19 protein-coding genes and 1 pseudogene are annotated in these 18,892 nt (G+C 62.7%); 12 read left to right on the top strand and 8 right to left on the bottom strand.

The window, feature by feature from the left end; genetic code table 11:
• Positions 1-93: 93 nt before the first annotated feature.
• The 5 genes from ABSY17_RS21780 to ABSY17_RS21800 all read left to right on the top strand — a co-directional run bounded on the left by ABSY17_RS21780 (position 94) and on the right by ABSY17_RS21800 (position 6,943).
• Positions 94-1,026, top strand: coding sequence for a transglutaminase-like cysteine peptidase (locus tag ABSY17_RS21780; protein ID WP_378945402.1), 933 nt, complete (start codon positions 94-96; stop codon positions 1,024-1,026).
• A gap of 336 nt (positions 1,027-1,362) precedes the next feature.
• Positions 1,363-2,808 carry a TolC family protein gene (locus ABSY17_RS21785; protein WP_378945405.1) on the top strand — a complete coding sequence of 482 codons (1,446 nt, stop codon included), beginning with the start codon at positions 1,363-1,365 and terminating at the stop codon, positions 2,806-2,808.
• A 31-nt stretch (positions 2,809-2,839) separates the two neighbouring features.
• A complete protein-coding gene (locus ABSY17_RS21790) occupies positions 2,840-4,975 on the top strand; it encodes a type I secretion system permease/ATPase (RefSeq protein ID WP_378945408.1) in 2,136 nt (711 codons plus the stop codon).
• Between the two features lie 56 nt (positions 4,976-5,031).
• Positions 5,032-6,321, top strand: a complete 1,290-nt coding sequence (locus ABSY17_RS21795) for an HlyD family type I secretion periplasmic adaptor subunit (protein ID WP_378945411.1) — start codon at positions 5,032-5,034, stop codon at positions 6,319-6,321.
• Positions 6,311-6,943 (top strand): ribbon-helix-helix domain-containing protein, encoded by a 633-nt coding sequence (locus ABSY17_RS21800; RefSeq protein WP_378945414.1) that lies wholly within the window; start codon positions 6,311-6,313, stop codon positions 6,941-6,943. Before ABSY17_RS21795 ends, ABSY17_RS21800 begins: the two co-directional genes overlap by 11 nt.
• Before the next feature lie 188 nt (positions 6,944-7,131).
• On the opposite strand, the gene ABSY17_RS21805 is transcribed toward ABSY17_RS21800, so the two are convergent.
• Positions 7,132-7,527: a hypothetical protein gene (locus ABSY17_RS21805; protein ID WP_378945417.1), complete on the bottom strand. Its 396-nt coding sequence runs from the start codon at positions 7,525-7,527 to the stop codon at positions 7,132-7,134.
• Positions 7,528-7,893: 366 nt separating this feature from the next.
• Complete coding sequence (locus ABSY17_RS21810) at positions 7,894-8,286, bottom strand: hypothetical protein (RefSeq protein WP_378945420.1); 393 nt, start codon at positions 8,284-8,286, stop codon at positions 7,894-7,896.
• A 506-nt stretch (positions 8,287-8,792) separates the two neighbouring features.
• Between ABSY17_RS21810 and ABSY17_RS21815 the strand changes: the two genes are divergently transcribed.
• Positions 8,793-9,347 carry a transglutaminase-like cysteine peptidase gene (locus tag ABSY17_RS21815; RefSeq protein WP_378952947.1) on the top strand — a complete coding sequence of 185 codons (555 nt, stop codon included), beginning with the start codon at positions 8,793-8,795 and terminating at the stop codon, positions 9,345-9,347.
• Positions 9,348-9,390: 43 nt separating this feature from the next.
• Here the strand turns inward: ABSY17_RS21815 and ABSY17_RS21820 are convergent, their stop codons facing one another.
• Complete coding sequence (locus tag ABSY17_RS21820) at positions 9,391-9,927, bottom strand: GNAT family N-acetyltransferase (RefSeq protein WP_378945423.1); 537 nt, start codon at positions 9,925-9,927, stop codon at positions 9,391-9,393.
• 247 nt (positions 9,928-10,174) lie between these two features.
• Between ABSY17_RS21820 and ABSY17_RS21825 the strand changes: the two are divergent.
• Positions 10,175-10,411 (top strand): annotated as a pseudogene (locus ABSY17_RS21825) (DUF2214 family protein); the annotation flags it as partial.
• Between the two features lie 186 nt (positions 10,412-10,597).
• Here ABSY17_RS21825 and nth read toward each other — a convergent pair.
• Positions 10,598-11,410, bottom strand: a complete 813-nt coding sequence (nth, locus tag ABSY17_RS21830; RefSeq protein ID WP_378945426.1) for an endonuclease III — start codon at positions 11,408-11,410, stop codon at positions 10,598-10,600.
• 22 nt (positions 11,411-11,432) lie between these two features.
• Between nth and ABSY17_RS21835 the strand changes: the two genes are divergently transcribed.
• From ABSY17_RS21835 to ABSY17_RS21845, 3 genes are all read left to right on the top strand, one after another.
• The gene (locus ABSY17_RS21835) at positions 11,433-11,927 is read left to right on the top strand and encodes a DUF2244 domain-containing protein (protein WP_378945429.1); all 495 of its coding nucleotides are present in this window, start codon (positions 11,433-11,435) and stop codon (positions 11,925-11,927) included.
• A gap of 67 nt (positions 11,928-11,994) precedes the next feature.
• Positions 11,995-12,900 (top strand): methylated-DNA--[protein]-cysteine S-methyltransferase, encoded by a 906-nt coding sequence (locus tag ABSY17_RS21840; protein ID WP_378945431.1) that lies wholly within the window; start codon positions 11,995-11,997, stop codon positions 12,898-12,900.
• Between the two features lie 83 nt (positions 12,901-12,983).
• Entirely contained in the window at positions 12,984-13,883 is a 900-nt protein-coding gene (locus ABSY17_RS21845) for a ribokinase (protein WP_378945434.1), read from the top strand.
• 120 nt (positions 13,884-14,003) lie between these two features.
• Here ABSY17_RS21845 and ABSY17_RS21850 read toward each other — a convergent pair whose 3' ends face one another.
• Positions 14,004-14,945, bottom strand: a complete 942-nt coding sequence (locus tag ABSY17_RS21850) for a nucleoside hydrolase (protein ID WP_378945435.1) — start codon at positions 14,943-14,945, stop codon at positions 14,004-14,006.
• A gap of 129 nt (positions 14,946-15,074) precedes the next feature.
• Between ABSY17_RS21850 and ABSY17_RS21855 the strand changes: the two genes are divergently transcribed.
• Together ABSY17_RS21855 and ABSY17_RS21860 are read left to right on the top strand one after the other, a co-directional pair.
• Positions 15,075-15,500, top strand: coding sequence for an Hsp20 family protein (locus ABSY17_RS21855; protein ID WP_378945438.1), 426 nt, complete (start codon positions 15,075-15,077; stop codon positions 15,498-15,500).
• Positions 15,501-15,564: 64 nt separating this feature from the next.
• Complete coding sequence (locus ABSY17_RS21860; RefSeq protein ID WP_378945440.1) at positions 15,565-15,822, top strand: DUF1150 family protein; 258 nt, start codon at positions 15,565-15,567, stop codon at positions 15,820-15,822.
• 112 nt (positions 15,823-15,934) lie between these two features.
• Here the strand turns inward: ABSY17_RS21860 and ptsN are convergent, their stop codons facing one another.
• The 3 genes from ptsN to rpoN form a co-directional block, all read right to left on the bottom strand.
• Positions 15,935-16,399, bottom strand: coding sequence for a PTS IIA-like nitrogen regulatory protein PtsN (gene ptsN / locus ABSY17_RS21865; RefSeq protein ID WP_378945443.1), 465 nt, complete (start codon positions 16,397-16,399; stop codon positions 15,935-15,937).
• 64 nt (positions 16,400-16,463) lie between these two features.
• Entirely contained in the window at positions 16,464-17,048 is a 585-nt protein-coding gene (gene hpf / locus ABSY17_RS21870; RefSeq protein WP_378945446.1) for a ribosome hibernation-promoting factor, HPF/YfiA family, read from the bottom strand.
• A gap of 268 nt (positions 17,049-17,316) precedes the next feature.
• A complete protein-coding gene (gene rpoN / locus ABSY17_RS21875) occupies positions 17,317-18,849 on the bottom strand; it encodes an RNA polymerase factor sigma-54 (RefSeq protein WP_378945449.1) in 1,533 nt (510 codons plus the stop codon).
• Positions 18,850-18,892 lie beyond the last annotated feature (43 nt).

The raw sequence follows: 18,892 nt of genomic DNA on the forward strand, positions 1-18,892 counted from the left end.
AAGTATAGTTTTAAAGTTATACTTCGATTACCCGCGTTCGTTTCCGATAATTTGAGATGATGTTGCTAGGGTTCACCAAAATAGGTGGCCGGCATGAAAGCAACTTCGAACCATTTCTGGAAAGTCTGGCTGAAGAGCTTTGCGGCAACCGCATTGGTGGTTGCGGGCGTGCAGGGCGCAGGCGCCAGCGCAGCGACCAAAGCATCGGACACCACAGCCCGACAACTTCCTGCCGAACCGTTCCTCGGCGGCCTGAAGCTGGCAGACTTCCAGGAATATGCCCCCGCCGCAACGGTCTTCCAGTTCAACGGCAATTTGGACGGTTACGGTCTCGCCCTGCGGATTGCTTCCGAGGACAAGAGCGAAGCACCCGGCATCGATCCGATCAAGACGGCGGCAATCATTCCGGGTGTTTTCGGCTCGGTTGCCATTCCGATGCGCAATTTTCCGGTGGCCGGACGCTGGGCCGCGGTCTATGGCGAGCTCGGCGCCTGCAGCGGCGCGGCAGATTGCGGCAAGAACGGCAGCGCATTGGCGGAACTGACCGGGAGCGCACGCGACAAGAAGTTCCTCGACAAGCTCGACGCCGTCAACCGCACCGTCAACCGGCTGATCACCTACCGCAAGGACGAGGCGGTCTACGGCAACCTCGATTACTGGGCGAAGCCCGCGGAGATACTTACACGCGGCGTTGGCGACTGCGAAGACTTTGCCATTCTCAAGATGGCAGCGCTGATCGAGGTGGGCATACCGGCACAGAGCATGTCGCTGGTTGTGCTCCAGGATCGCAGCAGAAACGTCTTCCATGCCGTGCTGTCGGTCGCTACCCAGAGTGGCACCTTCATCCTCGACAATCTCAGCAACACGGTCGCGCGCGATGGCGCGTACCGGAGCTATGTGCCGCTCTACTCCTTCAGCACCGACCGTGCCTGGATCCATGGCGCACGATCAGGTTCACCTCAGATCGCCACTGCAAACGGCAATTTTGCCGCCATAGCGCCTGGCGAGGGACCGCTGCAGCAATAACAGGCACCGACGAACCGCGACTCATCCATATAAATGCTCGCAATGGTCGCAGCACATCGGGCGCAATCCGGAGCTGGCACGCGCGAACTGCCGTTTGGGCAGCCCAGTCTCCGCCGGACACAACCTGAAAGCACACGCAAAAGTAATTAAGCGCCCGAAAATGTAGCATTTTTGCTACAGTGCTTGAGTCAAATGAGACGAATCGATGTGAATCAAGACCATGGCAGTCAAAACACTGTCGATTTTCGTGCGCGACTGGATAATTGGACTTGGTGGACGCGATTGAATGTGTCCCATTTAGCGCGGGGGCGCTGGGACATGCAGGGGGGAGTAGCCATGGCGGTGAAATTCGGACGGCTGGCAAAGTATGCCGCTATCCTTTTGGCGGCGACCATGCTGTCGGCCAACAGTGCGAGCGCGATGTCGCTGAAGGAAGCGATGGCGGTGGCCGTCGAGTCCAACCCCGAGATCGGCCAAGCCATCCAGAACCGCGAAGCCATCGAATTCGAACTGCGCCAGGCCAAGGGCCTTTATCTGCCGAGCATCGACCTGGAGGGCTCAACCGGCGTGCGCAGGCTCGACACACCGTCGCGCCGCTTCAATGGCAGCGACGAGGAAGCCCTCTCTCCAAACGAAGCCGGCTTGGTGATTAGGCAGACGCTGTTCGACAACGGCGCCCGCCGCGCGGAAGTCGACCGTCAGGCGTCGCGCGTCGACGGCGCCTCGTTCCGGGTGCTCGAGCGCTCGGAATTCATCGGCTTGGCCGTGGTTCAGGACTATCTCGAATATATCCTGCAGGCGCAGATCGTCGTCGACGCCAAGAACAACGTGGCCTTCCACCAGTCGATTCTCGGCGACATCCGGGATGGCGTCCAGGGCGGCGCCCTGACCGACGCCGACCGCCTTCAGGCGGAAGAGCGGCTCTATGCCGCCAGGGCCCGTCTGCAGGAAGCAAACGAAGAGCTCGAAACCGCCAAGATCAGGTTCTACAAGACCGTCGGCAAGCCGCTCACCAGCCCATCCAAGCCGGCCTCCGTGGCCAAGGCCCTGCCGCGTTCGCTCGACGATGCGATCGGGCTTGCCCGCCGCAACAACCCGCGCGTCCACATGGCCAGCAGCGACATCGACGCGGCCGCCGCGCTGGTCGACGCTGCGCGCGCCAGCTACGGCCCTGAGGTCGTCGCCGAAGGTCGCGCCCGCGTCGGCCACGACATTGACGGCACCGAGGATCGGACCAGCGACCTGCAGGCCCGCCTGGTACTGCGCTGGAACCTCTATCGCGGCGGCATCGACCAGGCCAACGAGCAGGAGCAGATCCGGCGCGTCAGCGAGCAGCGGCTCGCCCTTCACCAGGTGCAGCGCGAGGTCGACGAGGCCGTGCGCATTTCGTGGGAACGCCGCTTCCGACAGGCCGAGATTGCCAAGACCCTCCGCCAGCAGGCGGCAGCGAGCGACCGCCTCGTTGTCACCTATCGCGAACAGTACAATGTCGGACAGCGCTCCCTGCTTGATGTGCTCGATGCGCAGAACACGCGCTTCAACACCGAAAACCTCGCCAACATCTCCGCCTTCGCGTCGCTGTTTGCCGAATATCGGCTGCTCGCCGCCACCGGCCAGTTGCTGAGCACGATGAACCTGACGCCGGCAAAACAGGCGACCGCCTATGCGCGCAGCGAGTTCAACGTGCCTCCGACGGCCGATACCGATACCTACGCGCGGATGCCGTCCGAGCAGGTCAACAACCTGCCCTTTGATCTGCTCGCGCCGGTCAGAAAGAACTAGGGTGTCTGCCTGAGGGCAGCCCCCGCCCGTCATGAACCAGCAGACACACATCCAGACCCCGGTCGAGGCGTTCAAGTCCTGTTTTTCCGCGGTGGCGGCCTATCTCGGCCGCCCCAGCGCGCAGACCGTGCTGTTTTCAGGCGTACCGATCTCGGAGACCCGGATCGAGATGCAGGAAATCCGGCATCTCGCCGAGCGCATCGGCCTCGAGACCCAGGGATTCGACCATCGCGATTTCGAGCGGGGGCGTTTCGACCTGCCGGCCATCGTCTTCCGCGCCAATCGCCTGCCGATCGCCATCCTGGGCGAGCAGCAGGACGGCGCCGAGTTTTTGACGGGGCCGCAGGAAGACGGCCGCACCTCGATTTCGCGCGCCGAGCTGATGGCCACCCCGATTTCCGGCGGTGTCGGATTCTCGATCACCTACGCCAACACCGCCGAAGGCATGAATGTCGGCCAGGCCGCGACCATCGAGCGGCCGCACTGGCTCTACGGGACGATTGGAGCATTCTGGCGCTCCTACTCGCGCGTCGCGCTGGCTGCCATCTTCATCAATCTGCTGGCCATCGCCTCGCCCATCTTCACGATGAACGTCTACGATCGCATCTTGCCCAACAAGTCGATCTCGTCGCTTTGGGTGCTGGCACTCGGCGTATCGACCGCGATCCTGTTCGACCTGCTGCTCAAGACCGCGCGCGCCGCGCTCATCGACCACGCCGGACGCAAGGCGGATCTCCGCATTTCCTACATGCTGTTCGAAAAGGTGCTGAATACCTCGCTCAGCGCGCGCCCGGCTTCGACAGGCGAATACGCGAACCGTGTCACGCAATATGAGTTCGTGCGCGAGTTCTTCACCTCGAACACCGTCAGCACATTCATCGACACCGCATTCGTCTTCGTCTTCCTGCTGGTGATCTATGCGATTTCGGGCTGGCTGGTGATCGTGCCCGTCATCGCTTTCCTCGCAGCCGTCGCTATCGGGTTCGTTGCGCAGCAACGTATCGGCAAGCGGGTTGCCGCGTCGTTGAACGAGGCGTCGCAGCGCCAGTCGCTGCTGGTCGAGTCGATTTCGACGGTCGAGACCATCAAGTCGCTCCGCGCAGAGGCCTTTCTGCTGCGCAAATGGCGCGAGCATTCGAAGAATGCGGCCAATACCTCCGAAAAGATCAAGGAGCTTTCCGCCGCCGCCGCCAACATGACCCAGTTCATCCAGCAACTGGTGACGGTGGCGCTGGTCGTGGCGGGTGCCTATGCATTCGACGCCGGCGCGGTCTCGACCGGCGCCATCATCGCCGCGGTCATGCTCTCGGGGCGCGCAGTTGCGCCGCTCGGCCAGCTGGCGATGACCATTTCGCGCTTCCGCCAGGCGATGCTGTCGCTGAAGGTGCTGAACTCCATCATGGAGCAGCCGGAAGACCGGCCCGACACCGTCGGTTTCGTCAATCGTCCGATCCGCGTCGGCGCGCTTGCCATGCGCAATGTCGGCTTTGTCTATCCTGGAACGGAAACCGAGGTCCTGACGGGCATCAACCTGTCGATCAATCCCGGCGAACGGGTTGGAATCATCGGCCGCATCGGCTCGGGCAAGACGACGTTCGGCCGGCTGGTCGGGCGCCTGTATCTGCCGACGACGGGCGAGCTGCTGCTCGACGGTATCGACGTTCGCCAGTACCACCCGTCCGAGGTCCGCGCCGCCGTCGGCATCGTCGCCCAGGCCGGCGACCTGTTCTCCGGCACGATCAAGGAAAACCTGCTGATGGCGCGGCCGGAAGCGAGCGACGAGGACATCGTCGCCGCCGCCAAGGCCGCCGGCGTCGACGACTTCGTGTCGCGCCATCCGCGCGGCTACGACATGAATGTCGGCGAACGCGGCACCAATCTTTCCGGCGGTCAGAGACAGGCAGTGGCAATCGCCCGGCTGTTGATGACGAAACCCAAGATCGTGTTTCTCGACGAGCCGTCGGGATCGATGGATCTGGCCTCCGAGCGCCAGCTCATCAAGCAGCTCAAGACGGCGTTCGACGACAAGACCACACTGATCATCTCGACCCACCGCTACAGCATGCTTGAGATTGTCGACCGACTTATTGTGGTCGAACAGGGGCGCATAGTTGCCGATGGGCCGAAGGAAAAAGTCATTCAGGCGCTGCAGAAGCCTAACGGCTGAGTGCAGCACCCGCAGAGGGAAATTATATTGAACGCGTTCAATATAATGGGGCAACGATGCTAGCTAAAGAAGATAGACCGCCGCTCTTCGCGTCGGCCGCCGTGCTGATCATCGGCGCACTTTTTGCGGCGTTCGTCGTCTGGGCATCGCTTGCCGAAGTCGATGAGATTGCGCGCGGCGAAGGCAAGGTGATCCCCGCCTCCAAGACCCAGATCGTGCAGGCGAGCGAGGCCGGAATCGTCGAGGACATCGCCGTCAAGATCGGTCAGACGGTCAAGAAGAACGATCTCATCATCCGGCTCGACGACACGCTCAACGAATCCAGCCTGGGCGAACAGCAGGCCAAGGCACGCACGCTCGGCGCCCGCATCGCCCGACTCAAGCAGGAGCAGGAAGGCCGGATTGGCGAACCGCTCACCTGCCCGGATGCGCTCATCGAGACGGCACCCCAGATCTGCGAGAACGAGCAGAAGCTGCTGGTGGCGCGTCGACAGAACTTCGACACCAAGCTGTCAGTCCTCAAGTCACGCCTCGACCAGCGCGAAAAGGAGCTCGAGGAAGCCAAGGTCAACGTCCAGCGGCTGACGGAGAGCCTTGCCGTCAGCGATCGGGAGACCGAACTCGTCACCTCCATGGTCAAGCGCAAGCTTATGGCCCAAACCGACCAGATCCGCGTCGATCGCGAACAGACCGAACTCAGGGGCCAACTCAATATGGCCCAGGAGACCATCAAGCGGACCGAGTCGGCGATCGTCGAGGCCAAGCTGCAGGTCGACGAGTTCGGGCTGCAATTGCAGCAGGAAGCGCTGGACGAACTGACCCAGGCGCTCGCCGAGTTGTCGGTCGTCGACGAAACCATCCGCGGCGCCAGCGACCGCGTCGCCCGCACCGACATACGCTCGCCGGTCGACGGCATCGTCAATACGCTCGACGTCAACACGCTGGGCGCCTTTGTCCAGCCTGGCACCGTCGTGGCGGGCATTGTCCCGACATCGGAGACGCTTCTGGTCGAGGCGCGCGTGTCGCCACGCGATGTCGCCTTCATCCGTCCGAACCAGAAGGCGCTGATCAAGGTTTCGGCCTATGATTTTTCGATCTACGGCGGCCTCGACGGCAAGGTCCAGAACATCACTGCAGACAGCCTGGTCGACCAGAACACCGGGGAGCCTTACTACCAGGTGCGCGTGTCCACCGACCGCTCGGCACTGGAGAAGGACGGCCAAACCTACTCGATCATCCCCGGCATGATCAGCACCGTGGAGATCATCACCGGCCGCAAGACCATCCTCAGCTATCTGCTCAAACCCATCAACAAGGCGCGGAACGAGGCATTGCGTGAGCGATAGCGCGACCTCACCAAACGACATCCAGATCGAGGTTTTCTCGCCTGACGATCTGACGACCGATTTTCGTGTCGTCGTGCGACAAGGCACACGCCGCGGCATCAGGCTGGAGCGGCTGTTCTGGTCGACGCTGAAGCAGATGGCCGAGCACCATCGATTGACGATCGGCGAGATGGTCGAGGAAATTGCGCGGACCAATGGCGAAACCAGCAATCTCGCCTCGGCGATCCGTGTCGCGTGCCTGCGCTGGATGGCCGATCAGAGGAACGCGCTTGGCAAACTCGCTTCGCTCCGCACCATCAACGCCATTCTCGGCGCCTGCCCGGCCCCGGCTTTCGCACTGTCGTCGGCCAAGAAGATCCTGACATTCAACCCGGCCTTCCAGCATCTCGTCAGGCGGCAATTGCCGGTCGGCTACGGCGAAACCACCCATCGCGACCTCAGGCTTTCGCTTGACCTCAATGTCGCCGACATATTTGCCCGCCTTGAGGTCAATGACGGGGTGCCCATCAGCAGCGGTTTCGTCATCGGCGCCGCCGAGCGGCGTTATAGGGGTCAACTCAACATCGTCCGCGCGCCGATCAAGGCACCGGAGTTGCTGTTGTCCTTCGTGGTCGGCGCGTAGCCAGGCGCCGGCCAGAATTTGCCCAGAAATGCGACCTGAACCGGGCGTCTCCCAAGATAGCGGGACGCCCGGCATATGCATTTCAGCGGAAAAGCAGACACTGTGCCGGTTCATTTGGGCACACGCACCTGAGTTCCAGCATTTGGACTCTCAGCACATAGCATCTTCAAGTCGCTCGTAGCACAGGATCAATGGTGGCCATGGCCGCCATGGCTATTACCACCGCCGCCGCCATGGTGGCCACCGCCGTGGTGCCCGCCGCCGGGATCACCATGATGGTGATGGCTATGATGTGCATTGGTGACGTTGCCGGTCTCGCCCCAACCTTCGTCCAGATACGACTGATTTATCGCTTCAGTCGTCCAAGGCGGGCATTGCTCGACCTGTCCTGGCGTCATGATCGACGACCTGTTCAAAGCGAGGCAGCAGCTCTGATAGTTGGAGCTGGTCAACCGGCCGCATTGCGCTCGGCTCATGTACATGCCGTTTTGCGCGCTGGCATAACCTGCCATATACAAGGTCGCCGACGATACAGAGAACGCGACCAACAGCGTTTTTGCCAGCGATTCCCTAAACCTAGTCATGCTCTGACTCCTTGGGAGGAATGCCGCATCCGGCCAATGAAACCGCCTCAAGGAATGTTAAATCAAGTTACAATTTGTTTACTAAAATGCTCCGGATTGGCCAAATCACAACATTTACAATCGCTTACCAACTATCCCTCGTCAGAAACACGCATTGGGGAAGCGCTCACCGCGCTATTGATGTCGCTTGGCTCCACGCTTCCCGGGCACGCTGGCATAGCCGTCATCGCCGCTCCTGCCACCGCCCTTGCGGAGGTCTGCGCGCTTGCACCTGTCGCATATAGCGCCTGTTTCCAGCCCATTTAGACACTCGCGACAGAGGCCCATAAACTGGACTTTCGGCGCGTAGCAATTTCAGGTTGCCAATCACCCAGAATCAATGGTGACCATGACCGCCACGGTTGCCACCGCCGTCGCCATGGCCGCCGCCGCTCCTGCCGCCGCCCTTGCCGCCACCGTCATGGCCGCCGCCCTTGCCGCCACCGTCATGGCCGCCGCCCTTGCCTCCGCCGCCCCAGCCCCCACCGTCATGCCCACCCCTGCTGCCGCCGCCGCCCCAGCCGCCGCCCTTGCCGCCGCTGCCCCAGCCGCCACCATCATGCCCACCCTTGCTGCCGCCATCACCGCCACCATGGTGACTGCCGCCGCTGTGATGGTTGCCGCCACCGTGGCCGCCCTTGCCGCCATGATGATGGTTGCCGCCGCCGTGGTGATCGCGGCCGCCATCATGGTGGTGATGACGATGGTTGTGATTGCCACGGAAGAAATTGTTGTTGTTGTCGTTGTTATCGTTCGTGAAGTCGTTCGAGAGGGCGTCCCTGATCGCTGCCGTCGTCCAGGGCGGACATTGGTCGATCTGTCCCGGCGACATGATCGACGACCTGTTCAGGGCAAGGCAGCAGCTTTGATAGTTGGAATTGGTCAACCGGCTGCACTGCGATGCTGCCATGTAGGTGGTGTTCTGCGCGCTTGCATTCCCTGTCGTATATAGGGCCGCAGAGGACACGGAGAACGCCACAAACAGCGTTTTTGCCAACGATTCCCTAAACGTAGTCATTGTATGACTCCTTGGGAGGAATGCCGCAACCGGCCTATGAAGCCGCCTCAAGGATTGTTTAAGCAAGTTACAATTTGTTAACTAAAACGCCCCGGGTTGGCCAAATCTCCATATTAGCAGACCCTTATTGACTATCACCGCCCACCGGCAGAACCACCCATCGGGGACCCTCAGTTTGAAACGTTTTGTTGCGCTCGCTGCGCTTTTGATGTCGTTCGGCTCCACGCTTCCCGGGCACGCTGGAACCACCATGGAAACCAGGGGCCCGGCCTTCGCCCCGCCCGCTTTCAGCCCTTTCTGCAGCCGTGAACCAGGCCTTTGCAGCACTTCCGGCCGCAGCAAGGTCGTCGCGCTGAACCCCAAGCGTGAGGCCGAACTGCAGCAGGTGAACCGCTCGGTCAACGCGCGGATCAAGGAAGTGAGTGACATGACCACCACCGGAAAGGCGGACGACTGGCGCGTTCCCACCACCGCTGGCGACTGCGAGGATTTCGCCATTCTCAAGAAGAAAGAGCTGATAAAGCGTGGCTGGCCCGCTTCGGCATTGCTTTTGACCGTCGTGCGCAACCGCGGCGAAGGTCACACGGTGCTGACCGTCCGCACCAGCAAGGGTGACCTCATTCTCGACAATCTGACCAGCACCGTACGCGACTGGTCGAAGACCCCCTATCAGTATTTCGCCCGCCAGGCCCAGGGCAGCGGAAAAAACTGGGAACGCATCGGCGGCGCCATGCCGGTCCAGGCAACCGCGTCGGAATACTGATGTCCTGCGCCGGGCCGAGCCTGCCGGCCAGCCCGGCGGAAATTCAGGGGCAGCGTTCGAGAAGGATCGTCGGCGCATCGTGATAGGTGGTGCGTCCGACCTCGCGATAGCCGTTCTTTGCGGCCACGCGAAGCGAAGCGCCATTGCCTGGATCGATGATGCAGACGGTGCGGGCGCCCAACCGGCGGTCGGCCCAGGCCACGAAAGCGCCGACAATCTCGGTCGCCAGCCCCTTGCCATGCGTTTCGGGGGCCAGTGCCCAGCCGGCTTCCGGGATGCCCTCGAGTGACGGCACGATCTGGCGCTTGAGGTCGTGGAAGCCGCCTTCGCCGATGAAGCGGCCCGTGGCCTTGTCCTCGATGGCCCAGAAGCCGTAGCCGATGAACGACCACAAGCCGGGATGGCGCAGAAAGCGCTGCCAGCTTTCCTCGCGACTGCGTGGCTTCCCGCCGATGAAACGGGTGACATCAGGATCAGCCCACATCTCGGCATAGGCGTCGAAATCGGTCAGCCTGTGCGGCCGCAGGATCGTGCGCTCGGTTTCGATCACCGGGATGTCGGCGAGGGAAAAGGCCGTCATGTTCCGCTCCGTGGTTTTCCTTGGCTGTGCTGTAACATCTCACGGATCGTGAGTGCAGACGAAATTGCATGTTCCACGGCAGCCATCCCTATCATGCGCTCCAGGCACCAAGATGCCGACGCCGCCGCGTTCTTCGCGACCCAACCGGCGCCCCCAACCCTGCTGACAGGAGCGGGGGCACGGCCATGTCGCTGGCGGCCGACCTTTGCTATGGTCACGCGAACCGCTCGCATGGGGGGGGGGGCAAATGATCGACCTCATCCTGACCGTCTTCCACCACCTGCTCGCCTTTTCGCTTGCGGGCGTCATCGCCGCGGAGGTCGTGCTGACACGCCCCGGCCTTGGCGGCCGGTCCCTTGCCCTGCTCGCCCGGATCGACGCGGCCTACGGGCTTCTTGCCGTCCTTCTGGTCGTCATCGGCGTTTCCCGCGTCTATCTCGGCCTCAAGGGCTGGGAGTTCTACGCCTACAATCCAACCTTCTGGGCCAAGATTGCTGCCTTCGCTGCAGTCGGGCTGCTGTCGATCGTGCCGACCATCCGACCTGCGCTGGCGGGCAGCGGGTGGCGACGTCGTGCCGGACGCCGAGATCCGGCACGTGCGCAGTTTCATCGTGGCGGAGGTGGCGGTCTTCGCGCTGATCCCGATTTTCGCGGCCGCAATGGCGCGCGGCTACTGAGCCGCGACCTCGGCCTCGGCGACCTCGATCGGATCGAGATCGTCCAGCGGGACCAGCGGCGCGGGCTCGCTTGTCGACTTTTCCGGCGATTTGCAGATGTCGGCGATGACACAGCGCCAGCAATCGGGCTTGCGCGCCTTGCAGACATAGCGGCCATGCAGGATCAGCCAGTGATGGGCGTGCAGCATGAACTCGTCGGGAATGATCTTCTCCAGGATCGCCTCGATCTGCTCAGGCGTCTTGCCGGGGGCAAGGCCGATCCGGTTGCCGATCCGCAGGATATGCGTATCGACGGCCATGGTGTGGTGACCAAACGCCATGTTGAGCACGACATTTGCGGTCTTGCGGCCGACGCCGGGCAGCTTGGTCAAGAGATCGCGATCGTCGGGCACCTCGCCGCCATGGTCGCGGATCAGCGCCTCGGACAGCGCAATCACGTTCTTGGCCTTGTTGCGCCACAGCCCGATGGTGCGGATGTGCTGGCCGACCACATCCTCGCCGAGGGCCAGCATCTTCTGCGGCGTGTCGGCGATGGCAAACAGCGCCCGCGTCGCCTTGTTGACGCCGGCATCCGTCGCCTGCGCGGACAGGACCACCGCGACCAGCAGCGTAAATGCGTTGACGTGCTCGAGTTCGCCCTTCGGTTCTGGCCGCTGCACGGCGAAGCGACGGAAGATTTCGCGCACTTCCTCCTGGGAATAGACCGAGCGGCGACGCACCGCGCGCGCTTTGGGCTTGGCGATTGCGTTGGCGATGCGGCCAGCCGGCGCGGCGTTGCCGGCATCTTTGGGCTTGGGGTTTTTCATGGCCTCTCTATAATTGACCGACATGAGCGAGACAAACGCCACCTTCGCCGCCGACGAGCCGTTCTTCAAGGCGCTGCTGTTGCCGCACCGCTCGCTCGGCCGCACCGGGTTCATGATCCTGATGGGCGCACTGCTGTTCGGCTGGATCGTGACAGGAGTGATATTTCTGAGCCACGGCGCCTGGCCGATCTTCGGCTTCTTCGGCCTCGACGTGATCGGCCTCTATGTTGCCTTCCGCCTGAACTACCGCGCTGCCCGCGCGCGCGAGGAAGTCAGCGTCTCGCGCACCAGCCTCGACATCTTGAAGACCGCCCCCTCTGGCAAATCGGAGCAATTCCATTTCAATCCGTTCTGGGCGCAGTTCTCGGTCGCGCGACATACTGAAATCGGCATCACCGGCATGGCAGTCATCTCACGGGACAAAAACGTGCCCCTCGGCAGCTTCCTGAACCCCGACGATCGCGAGAGTTTTGCCATCGCCTTCTCGCGGGCGCTGGCGACGGCCAAAGCCGGTTGAACAAGGCAGGAATCGGGTGGGAAACACAATCGGCGCAAGCGATATTGACGTTCAAGGAGATGCTGCCATGAACGCCCGGACAAAGAAGAGCCTTGCCGCCACTCTTGACCGCGACATTACGCCCGAAGGCTCGGAATACGAGATCGTGCGCCGGGTGATCGAGAAGATCAGCCTCGACTACCGCGACCAGCCCTCGCTCGAAACACTGGCAACAGAGGTCGGCGAAACGCCCACCGCCCTGCAGAAGCTGTTCAGCCGCTGGGCCGGGCTGTCGCCGAAGGCCTTCCTGCAGGCGGTGACGCTCGATCACGCGCGCAGGCTGCTCGACGACGGGTTGCCACTGCTCGAGACCTCCTTCGAACTCGGCATGTCCGGGCCGGGACGGCTGCACGACCTGTTCGTCACCCATGAGGCGATGTCGCCCGGCGATTACAAGACGCGGGGCGCTGGCCTGACCATCCGCTACGGCTACCATATCTCGCCCTTCGGCGTGGCGCTGGTCATGGTCACCGACCGCGGCCTGGCTGGCCTATCATTCAACGACGCCGGCGAGGAACGCGCGGCCTTTGCCGACATGTCGGGCCGCTGGCCCAACGCCACCTACGTCGAAGACATGAGCGCAACGGCGCCCTACGCCGCTCGCATCTTCGATCCGGGCCGCTGGCGCGCCGACCAGCCATTGCGCGTAGTGATGATCGGCACCGACTTCCAGGTTCGGGTCTGGGAGGCGCTGCTGAAGATCCCGCTTGGGCGGGCATGCACCTATTCGTCGATCGCCAGCGAGATCGGCGCCCCGAAAGCGAGCCGCGCCGTGGGGGCCGCCGTCGGCGCCAACCCACTGTCCTTCGTCGTGCCGTGCCATCGCGCGCTCGGCAAATCGGGAGCCCTCACCGGCTATCACTGGGGCCTGACGCGCAAGCGCGCCATCCTCGGTTGGGAAGCCGGGCAACTGGCCGCAAGGACGAACGGGTGATCGCCAGCCGCGAATGACCCGATGGCATCTGGCAAGTCCTGGCGACACAGGCTAGTTTCCGCCCAGTTTTCCAGGAGATTGCCGTGATCACCGTTGTCGGATCCATCAACCTCGACCTCATCGCCACCGTCGGACGCCTTCCCGGGCCCGGCGAGACGGTGCCTGGCGGCGACTTCAACTCGGCCCCCGGTGGCAAGGGCGCCAACCAGGCGCTTGCGGCCGCACGCGCGGGTGCCGAAGTGCGTATGGTCGGCGCCGTGGGCAAGGATGCCTTCGCCGGAGAGGCGATAGCCTATCTCAAGGATGGCGGCGTCGACCTCTCGGGCGTCGCGGAAGTCCATGCCGCAACCGGCATCGCGCTGATACTGGTCGGCAGCGACGGCGAGAACATGATCGCCGTGGTTCCGGGCGCCAACGGTTCGGTGGTGCCGGGCGACCTCGCCAAGGCCCGGTTTGCAAAGGGCGACGTCGTCCTCCTCCAGCACGAGATTCCGCTCGCCACGGTGGATGCAGCACTCGAGGCGGCGCGCAAGGCGGGCGCCGTGACCATGCTGAACACGGCTCCGTTCCGTGCCGAGGCCGCGCGCTTTCTCGGCAAGGCCGACTATGTCGTCGCCAACGAGACGGAGTTCGACCTCTACGCCGATGCACTGGCATTGCCCGTCGGCGAGCGGCCGGATCGCATGCGCGAATTCGCCCGCCGCACGCATGCCACCGTCATCGTGACGCTCGGGGCCGACGGGGTTCTGGCGGCGAAAGGCGGCGACCTGATCCATGTCGAGGCGCTCAAGATCAAGCCGGTCGACACCGTGGGTGCCGGCGATACCTTCTGCGGCTATCTGGCGGCGGGGCTGGCGGCGGGGCTCGATCTCAAGGAGGCGCTGAAGCGCGCAGCAGCCGCTGGTTCCCTCGCCTGCCTCAAGTCAGGAGCTCAGCCATCCATTCCGCTGGCTGCCGAAGTGGATGCGGCGCTTAAAGGCTGAGCGCCACCTGACATTTCTGGACAGGCCGCCGGTCGGCGTATCTCATGAACTGAACTCACTGCATAAAAACAGGGGCGGCACATAACCGCCCCTGTTTTCGTTGTCGCTACGGGAACGGCCTCACAGCCTGCCGAGACGCTCGACCAGCAGTTCGAAGAAGCCGTCATGGTCGATGTCGCGCATGACCGTTGCGTTTTTCTCGCGCTTGGTGACGCCCCACCAGTCGATCACCGTCATGCCCATGGTCAGTTCGGAGGAAATCTCGACGGCGACGTTGCAATGCCTGCCCTTGAACAGCTCCGGCTTGAGAAGGTAAGCAATGACGCACGGATCGTGCAGCGGACCGCCGTCGGTGCCGTACTTGCCTTCGTCGTAGCGCTCAAAGAACTCCAGCATCTGCGCAGTGGCGAGGCCGACCCTGGTGCCAAGCGCGCGGAAGGCCTCGATGCGCTTGGTCGTGGTCAGCGCCTTGTGGGTGACGTCGAGCGGCATCATGACGATCGGCACGCCGGAGCGGAGGACGACGTCCGCGGCATGCGGGTCGACATAGATGTTGAACTCGGCCGAAGGCGTGACATTGCCGCCTTCGAAGAAGCCGCCGCCCATCAGCACGATCTCCTTGATGCGCGGCGCGATCCTGGGCTCGCGGATCATGGCAAGCGCGATGTTGGTGAGCGGACCGAGCGGGCACAGCGTGATGGTGCCGGCTTCCTCACGCATCAGCGTCTCGACCAGATAGTCGACCGCATGCTGCTCCTCGAGCTTCATGGTGGGTTCTGGCAGGTCCGGACCGTTCAGTCCGGTCTTGCCGTGCACTTCCTCGGCTGTGACCAGTTCACGCACCATGGGGCGGATGGCGCCGGAATAAACCTTGATATCGGGACGCCCGGCCAGTTCACAGATCTTGCGAGCGTTCTTCTCGGTCAACTTCAGGGGAACGTTACCGGCAACGGCGGTGATCCCCAGGATTTCGAGTTCGGGACTTCCGAGCGCCAGCAATATGGCGACGGCATCGTCCTGACCGGGGTCGGTGTCGATGATAATCTTGCGCAGTTCGGGCATTTTCTTTCCTTGTTGGGCAGATTTTTGCAGTCTTGAAGTTGCCGAAGCGGCGGACCATATCAGCAACACACGGAAAAATGCCATCTGGGTTTTTCCGCTTTATGTCGCTCTCGGAGGACACGCTGTAACATGAGCCGTATGACGCCCTTCTCAAGCCCGCTTCTTCTGGGCTTCGACACGATGGAAAAGACGCTGGAGCGCCTTGCCAAGTCGGGCGACAGCTATCCGCCCTACAACATCGAACGCATCCGGGATGCCGACGAACGGGGCGAGAGGCTGCGGATCACGTTGGCGGTGGCCGGGTTCGCCGAATGCGATCTCGATGTCACCGTCGAAGAGAACCAACTCATCGTGCGTGGCCGACAGAGCGACGACAAGGAGCGCGAGTTCCTGCATCGCGGTATCGCCTCACGACAGTTTCAACGCTGCTTCGTACTGGCGGACGGAATGCGGGTGATCGCGGCCGAACTGAAGAACGGACTGCTCTCGATCGACCTCGACCGACCGGAAGCCGAACGACTGGTACGGAAAATAAACATATCGGTAGCAGACTAGGAATCGACTGAAAGCTCTCATGCAGGATGGCCACGTTTGGCATCCTGGCTAGAAGGAGGCTGAAATGCCCAATACGACCCAAAGACCCACCATGACGACTGGCGAACTCGCCCATCTCGGCGAAGGTAGCGTCGCCTATCTCAGGAAGGTGTCGAGCGACGACCTGCGCGGCCGCTTCCCCGGCCTGACACAGATCGATCCCGGTCTTGAGTTGTGGGCACTGTTTGCCGCCAATGGCGAGCCGATCCTGTTGTCCGATGCTCGTGACCGCGCCCTTGCCGGTGCGATGGAGAACGACCTGACAACCGTCGCGATCCACTAGCGCAAAGGCGAGCGTGTATTGCACGTCCGTTCGGATGCATGCGCTCAACGGATAGACGAAACGGAAAAGGGCCGCGCAGGCGGCCCTTCCCAAGCTCTTCCAAAAAATCCGATCAGGCCGCGTGCGAGGCCGACGTTTCCGACAGCAAGGCATGGATGGCAGTCGCGTCACGCGTACCGCGGATCTTGGCTACCGTGTCGGCGTCGCGCAGCACCCGTGCGATGCGCGAAAGCGCCTTGAGATGATCTGCGCCGGCCCCTTCAGGTGCCAGGAGCAGGAACACCAGATCGACCGGCTGGTCGTCCAGCGCTTCGAAGTCGACCGGCGTCTCCAGCCTGGCGAACACGCCCGTTATGCGCTTGACGCCGGCGATCTTTCCATGAGGGATCGCGATGCCGTTGCCGACACCCGTCGAGCCAAGACGCTCGCGCTGAAGGATGGTGTCGAACACCTCCCGCTCCGGGATCCCGGAAATCGCAGCGGCCCGTTCGGCGAGAAGTTGCAGAAGCTGCTTCTTCGAGTTCGCCTTCAAGGCCGGCATGATTGCCGGTACCTCGATCAGATCGTTCAGATCCATTCTAAAATATCCCTTGCTGTGCGCACCGCCGCATTGCCCTACTCCCCGCATGCGGCGGCGGCGACTATCCCTGGGTGACCTTTGCGGTCGAGGGATCTATCCAGCCGATGTTTCCATCCGGCCGGCGGTAGACGATATTGAGTTGCTCGTTACGAACGTTGCGGAAGACGACAACGGGACTTTCCTTGGTATCGAGCTCGATGACTGCGGAGGCGACGGACATGGTTTTCAGAACCATGCTCGATTCGGCGACGATGGCGGGAGCGAAGTCCGCCGGAACCTCTGCGTCGTCGTCGGCAAGTGCTGCGACCACGGAATAAGCGACATCCACGGCCTCGCCATTGCCGGCGCCCAAATTGTGCGACTTGAGACGGCTCTTGTAACGCCTCAAGCGACTTTCGAGCTTGTCGGCCGCCGCGTCGAACGCGGCAGTCGGTTCCTGGGCTTCACCGGTCGCCTGAAGCGACATGCCCGAGTCCAGCCTCACCATGCAATCGGCGGTGAAGCGCGACCCGGACTTCATCACGTTGACGTGTCCGGAGAACCCGCGATCGAAATACTTGTCGATCGCTTCGCCGATACGACCTTCGATGCGCGTACGAAACGCATCGCCGATGTCCATATGTTTTCCAGAAATGCGCAGGCTCATCTGAAAACTGACCTTTTCTGTTCAGACTTCAAACTGGTCCGAGTTTATACCCGTGGCCGGTGCAAACAAGCATTGCTCGCTTGGCACACCGAAATTAAGTCCGAACATACCGGTTGATCGCGGGGCCACCTCATGCACCCCATGGCGGGCATCCCTAGCCAGCCAAAACACACGTCATCCGTTCGCGGGTTGAGCCCCCTTCATGCGGGCGGGCTTCTAGACACTTCATTAAGGGTTGTCAATCAACGCGGCTATTGCGCCTTTAGGACTATCCGGCAATTCCGGCGATCGCCCGCTTCTCTCGCCGGCGCTGCACCGACGACGCGATGTTCATTCCTTCCCGGTATTTGGCGACCGTGCGGCGGGCGATGTCGACGCCGTCCTTCTTGAGGATATCCACAATGGCATCGTCGGAGAGCACGTCGGAGGGGCTCTCCTCGTCGATCATCTGGCGGATGCGATCACGGACGGCCTCCGAGGAGTGGGCGTCGCCTCCACCGGCCGAGGCGATTGCCGCGGTGAAGAAATAGCGCAGTTCGAAGACGCCGCGCGGCGTCAGTATGTATTTGTTGGCGGTGACGCGGCTGACGGTAGATTCGTGCATGCCGATGGCCTCGGCGACGGTGCGCAGATTGAGCGGCCTGAGATGGCGCACGCCGTGGACCAGGAAGGCATCCTGCTGACGCACGATCTCGGAGGCGACCTTGAGGATGGTCTTGGCGCGCTGGTCGAGGCTGCGCGTCAGCCAGTTGGCGTTCTGCAGGCACTCGGCGAGGAAGTTGCGCTCCGTCGCATCCTTGGCGCGTCCGGTCACCTGAGCGAAGTAGACCTGATCGACCAGCACGCGGGGCAAGGTCTCGGGGTTCAGTTCCACCGCCCAGCTACCGTCGGCCGCCTGGCGCACCTCGACATCGGGAACGATGGTGTCGGCACTACCGCCCGCAAAGGCACCACCCGGCCGCGGATCGAGCGCCCGGATCTCGGCCAGCATGGCCAGCAGATCCTCTTCGTCGACCCCGCAGATGCGCTTGAGGGTCTGAAAATCGCGCCGGGCAAGCAATTCGAGATTGTCCACCAGGGCCGCCATGGCGGGATCCAGGCGGTCAAGGCGGGCAAGCTGGATGCGCAGGCATTCGGCAAGGTCGCGGGCAAACAGGCCGGGCGGGTCGAACGTCTGGCAGCGGGAAAGCACATCTAGGACAAAGGAGGGATCGACGCCGAACCGCTCGGCGATGTCGCCCCCATCGCCCCGGAAATAGCCGGCCTCGTCGAGCCAGTCGGCCAGTTCCGCCGCCACCAGCCGTTCAACCGGGTCGGTGAAGGCAAAGGAAGCCTGCTCGCCGACATGATCGCGCAACGTGACGGCCGCCGCCGCCATGTCCTCCATGTCGAAGCCGTCGGAAGAGGTGCCCGAGCCCGAACCGGAGGCGGACTTCCACTGCATGGCAAGATCAGGGCCGATGCGCTCTATGGCGCCCGGATCGTCGGGAAACAGGTTTTCTAGCGAGGTGTCGAGCTTCTCGGATATCGCCTCCGCGCTCCAGCCAGCCTCGCCATCGAACCAGTCGTCGCTTGCGGATGGAGACGTATCGCCAGGCGTCTCGACCTTGGGGAACGGATCGCCCGGGCCGTCGTCGGACGCTTCCGCCCGCTCGAGCAGCGGATTGCGCTCGACTTCGTCGTCGATGAAGTGCTCAAGCTCAGTGTGGGTGAACTGCAGCAGCCTGATGGACTGCATCAGTTGCGGTGTCATCACCAGCGATTGCGACTGCCGTAGCTGTAATTTCGCCGACAGCGCCATTGCCGATTCTGACCCGATCCCGTTCCAGCGCGGCCGAAAACCG

This window comes from Mesorhizobium sp. ANAO-SY3R2 (genome assembly GCF_042466635.1).
Taxonomy (GTDB): Bacteria; Pseudomonadota; Alphaproteobacteria; order Rhizobiales; family Rhizobiaceae; genus Aminobacter.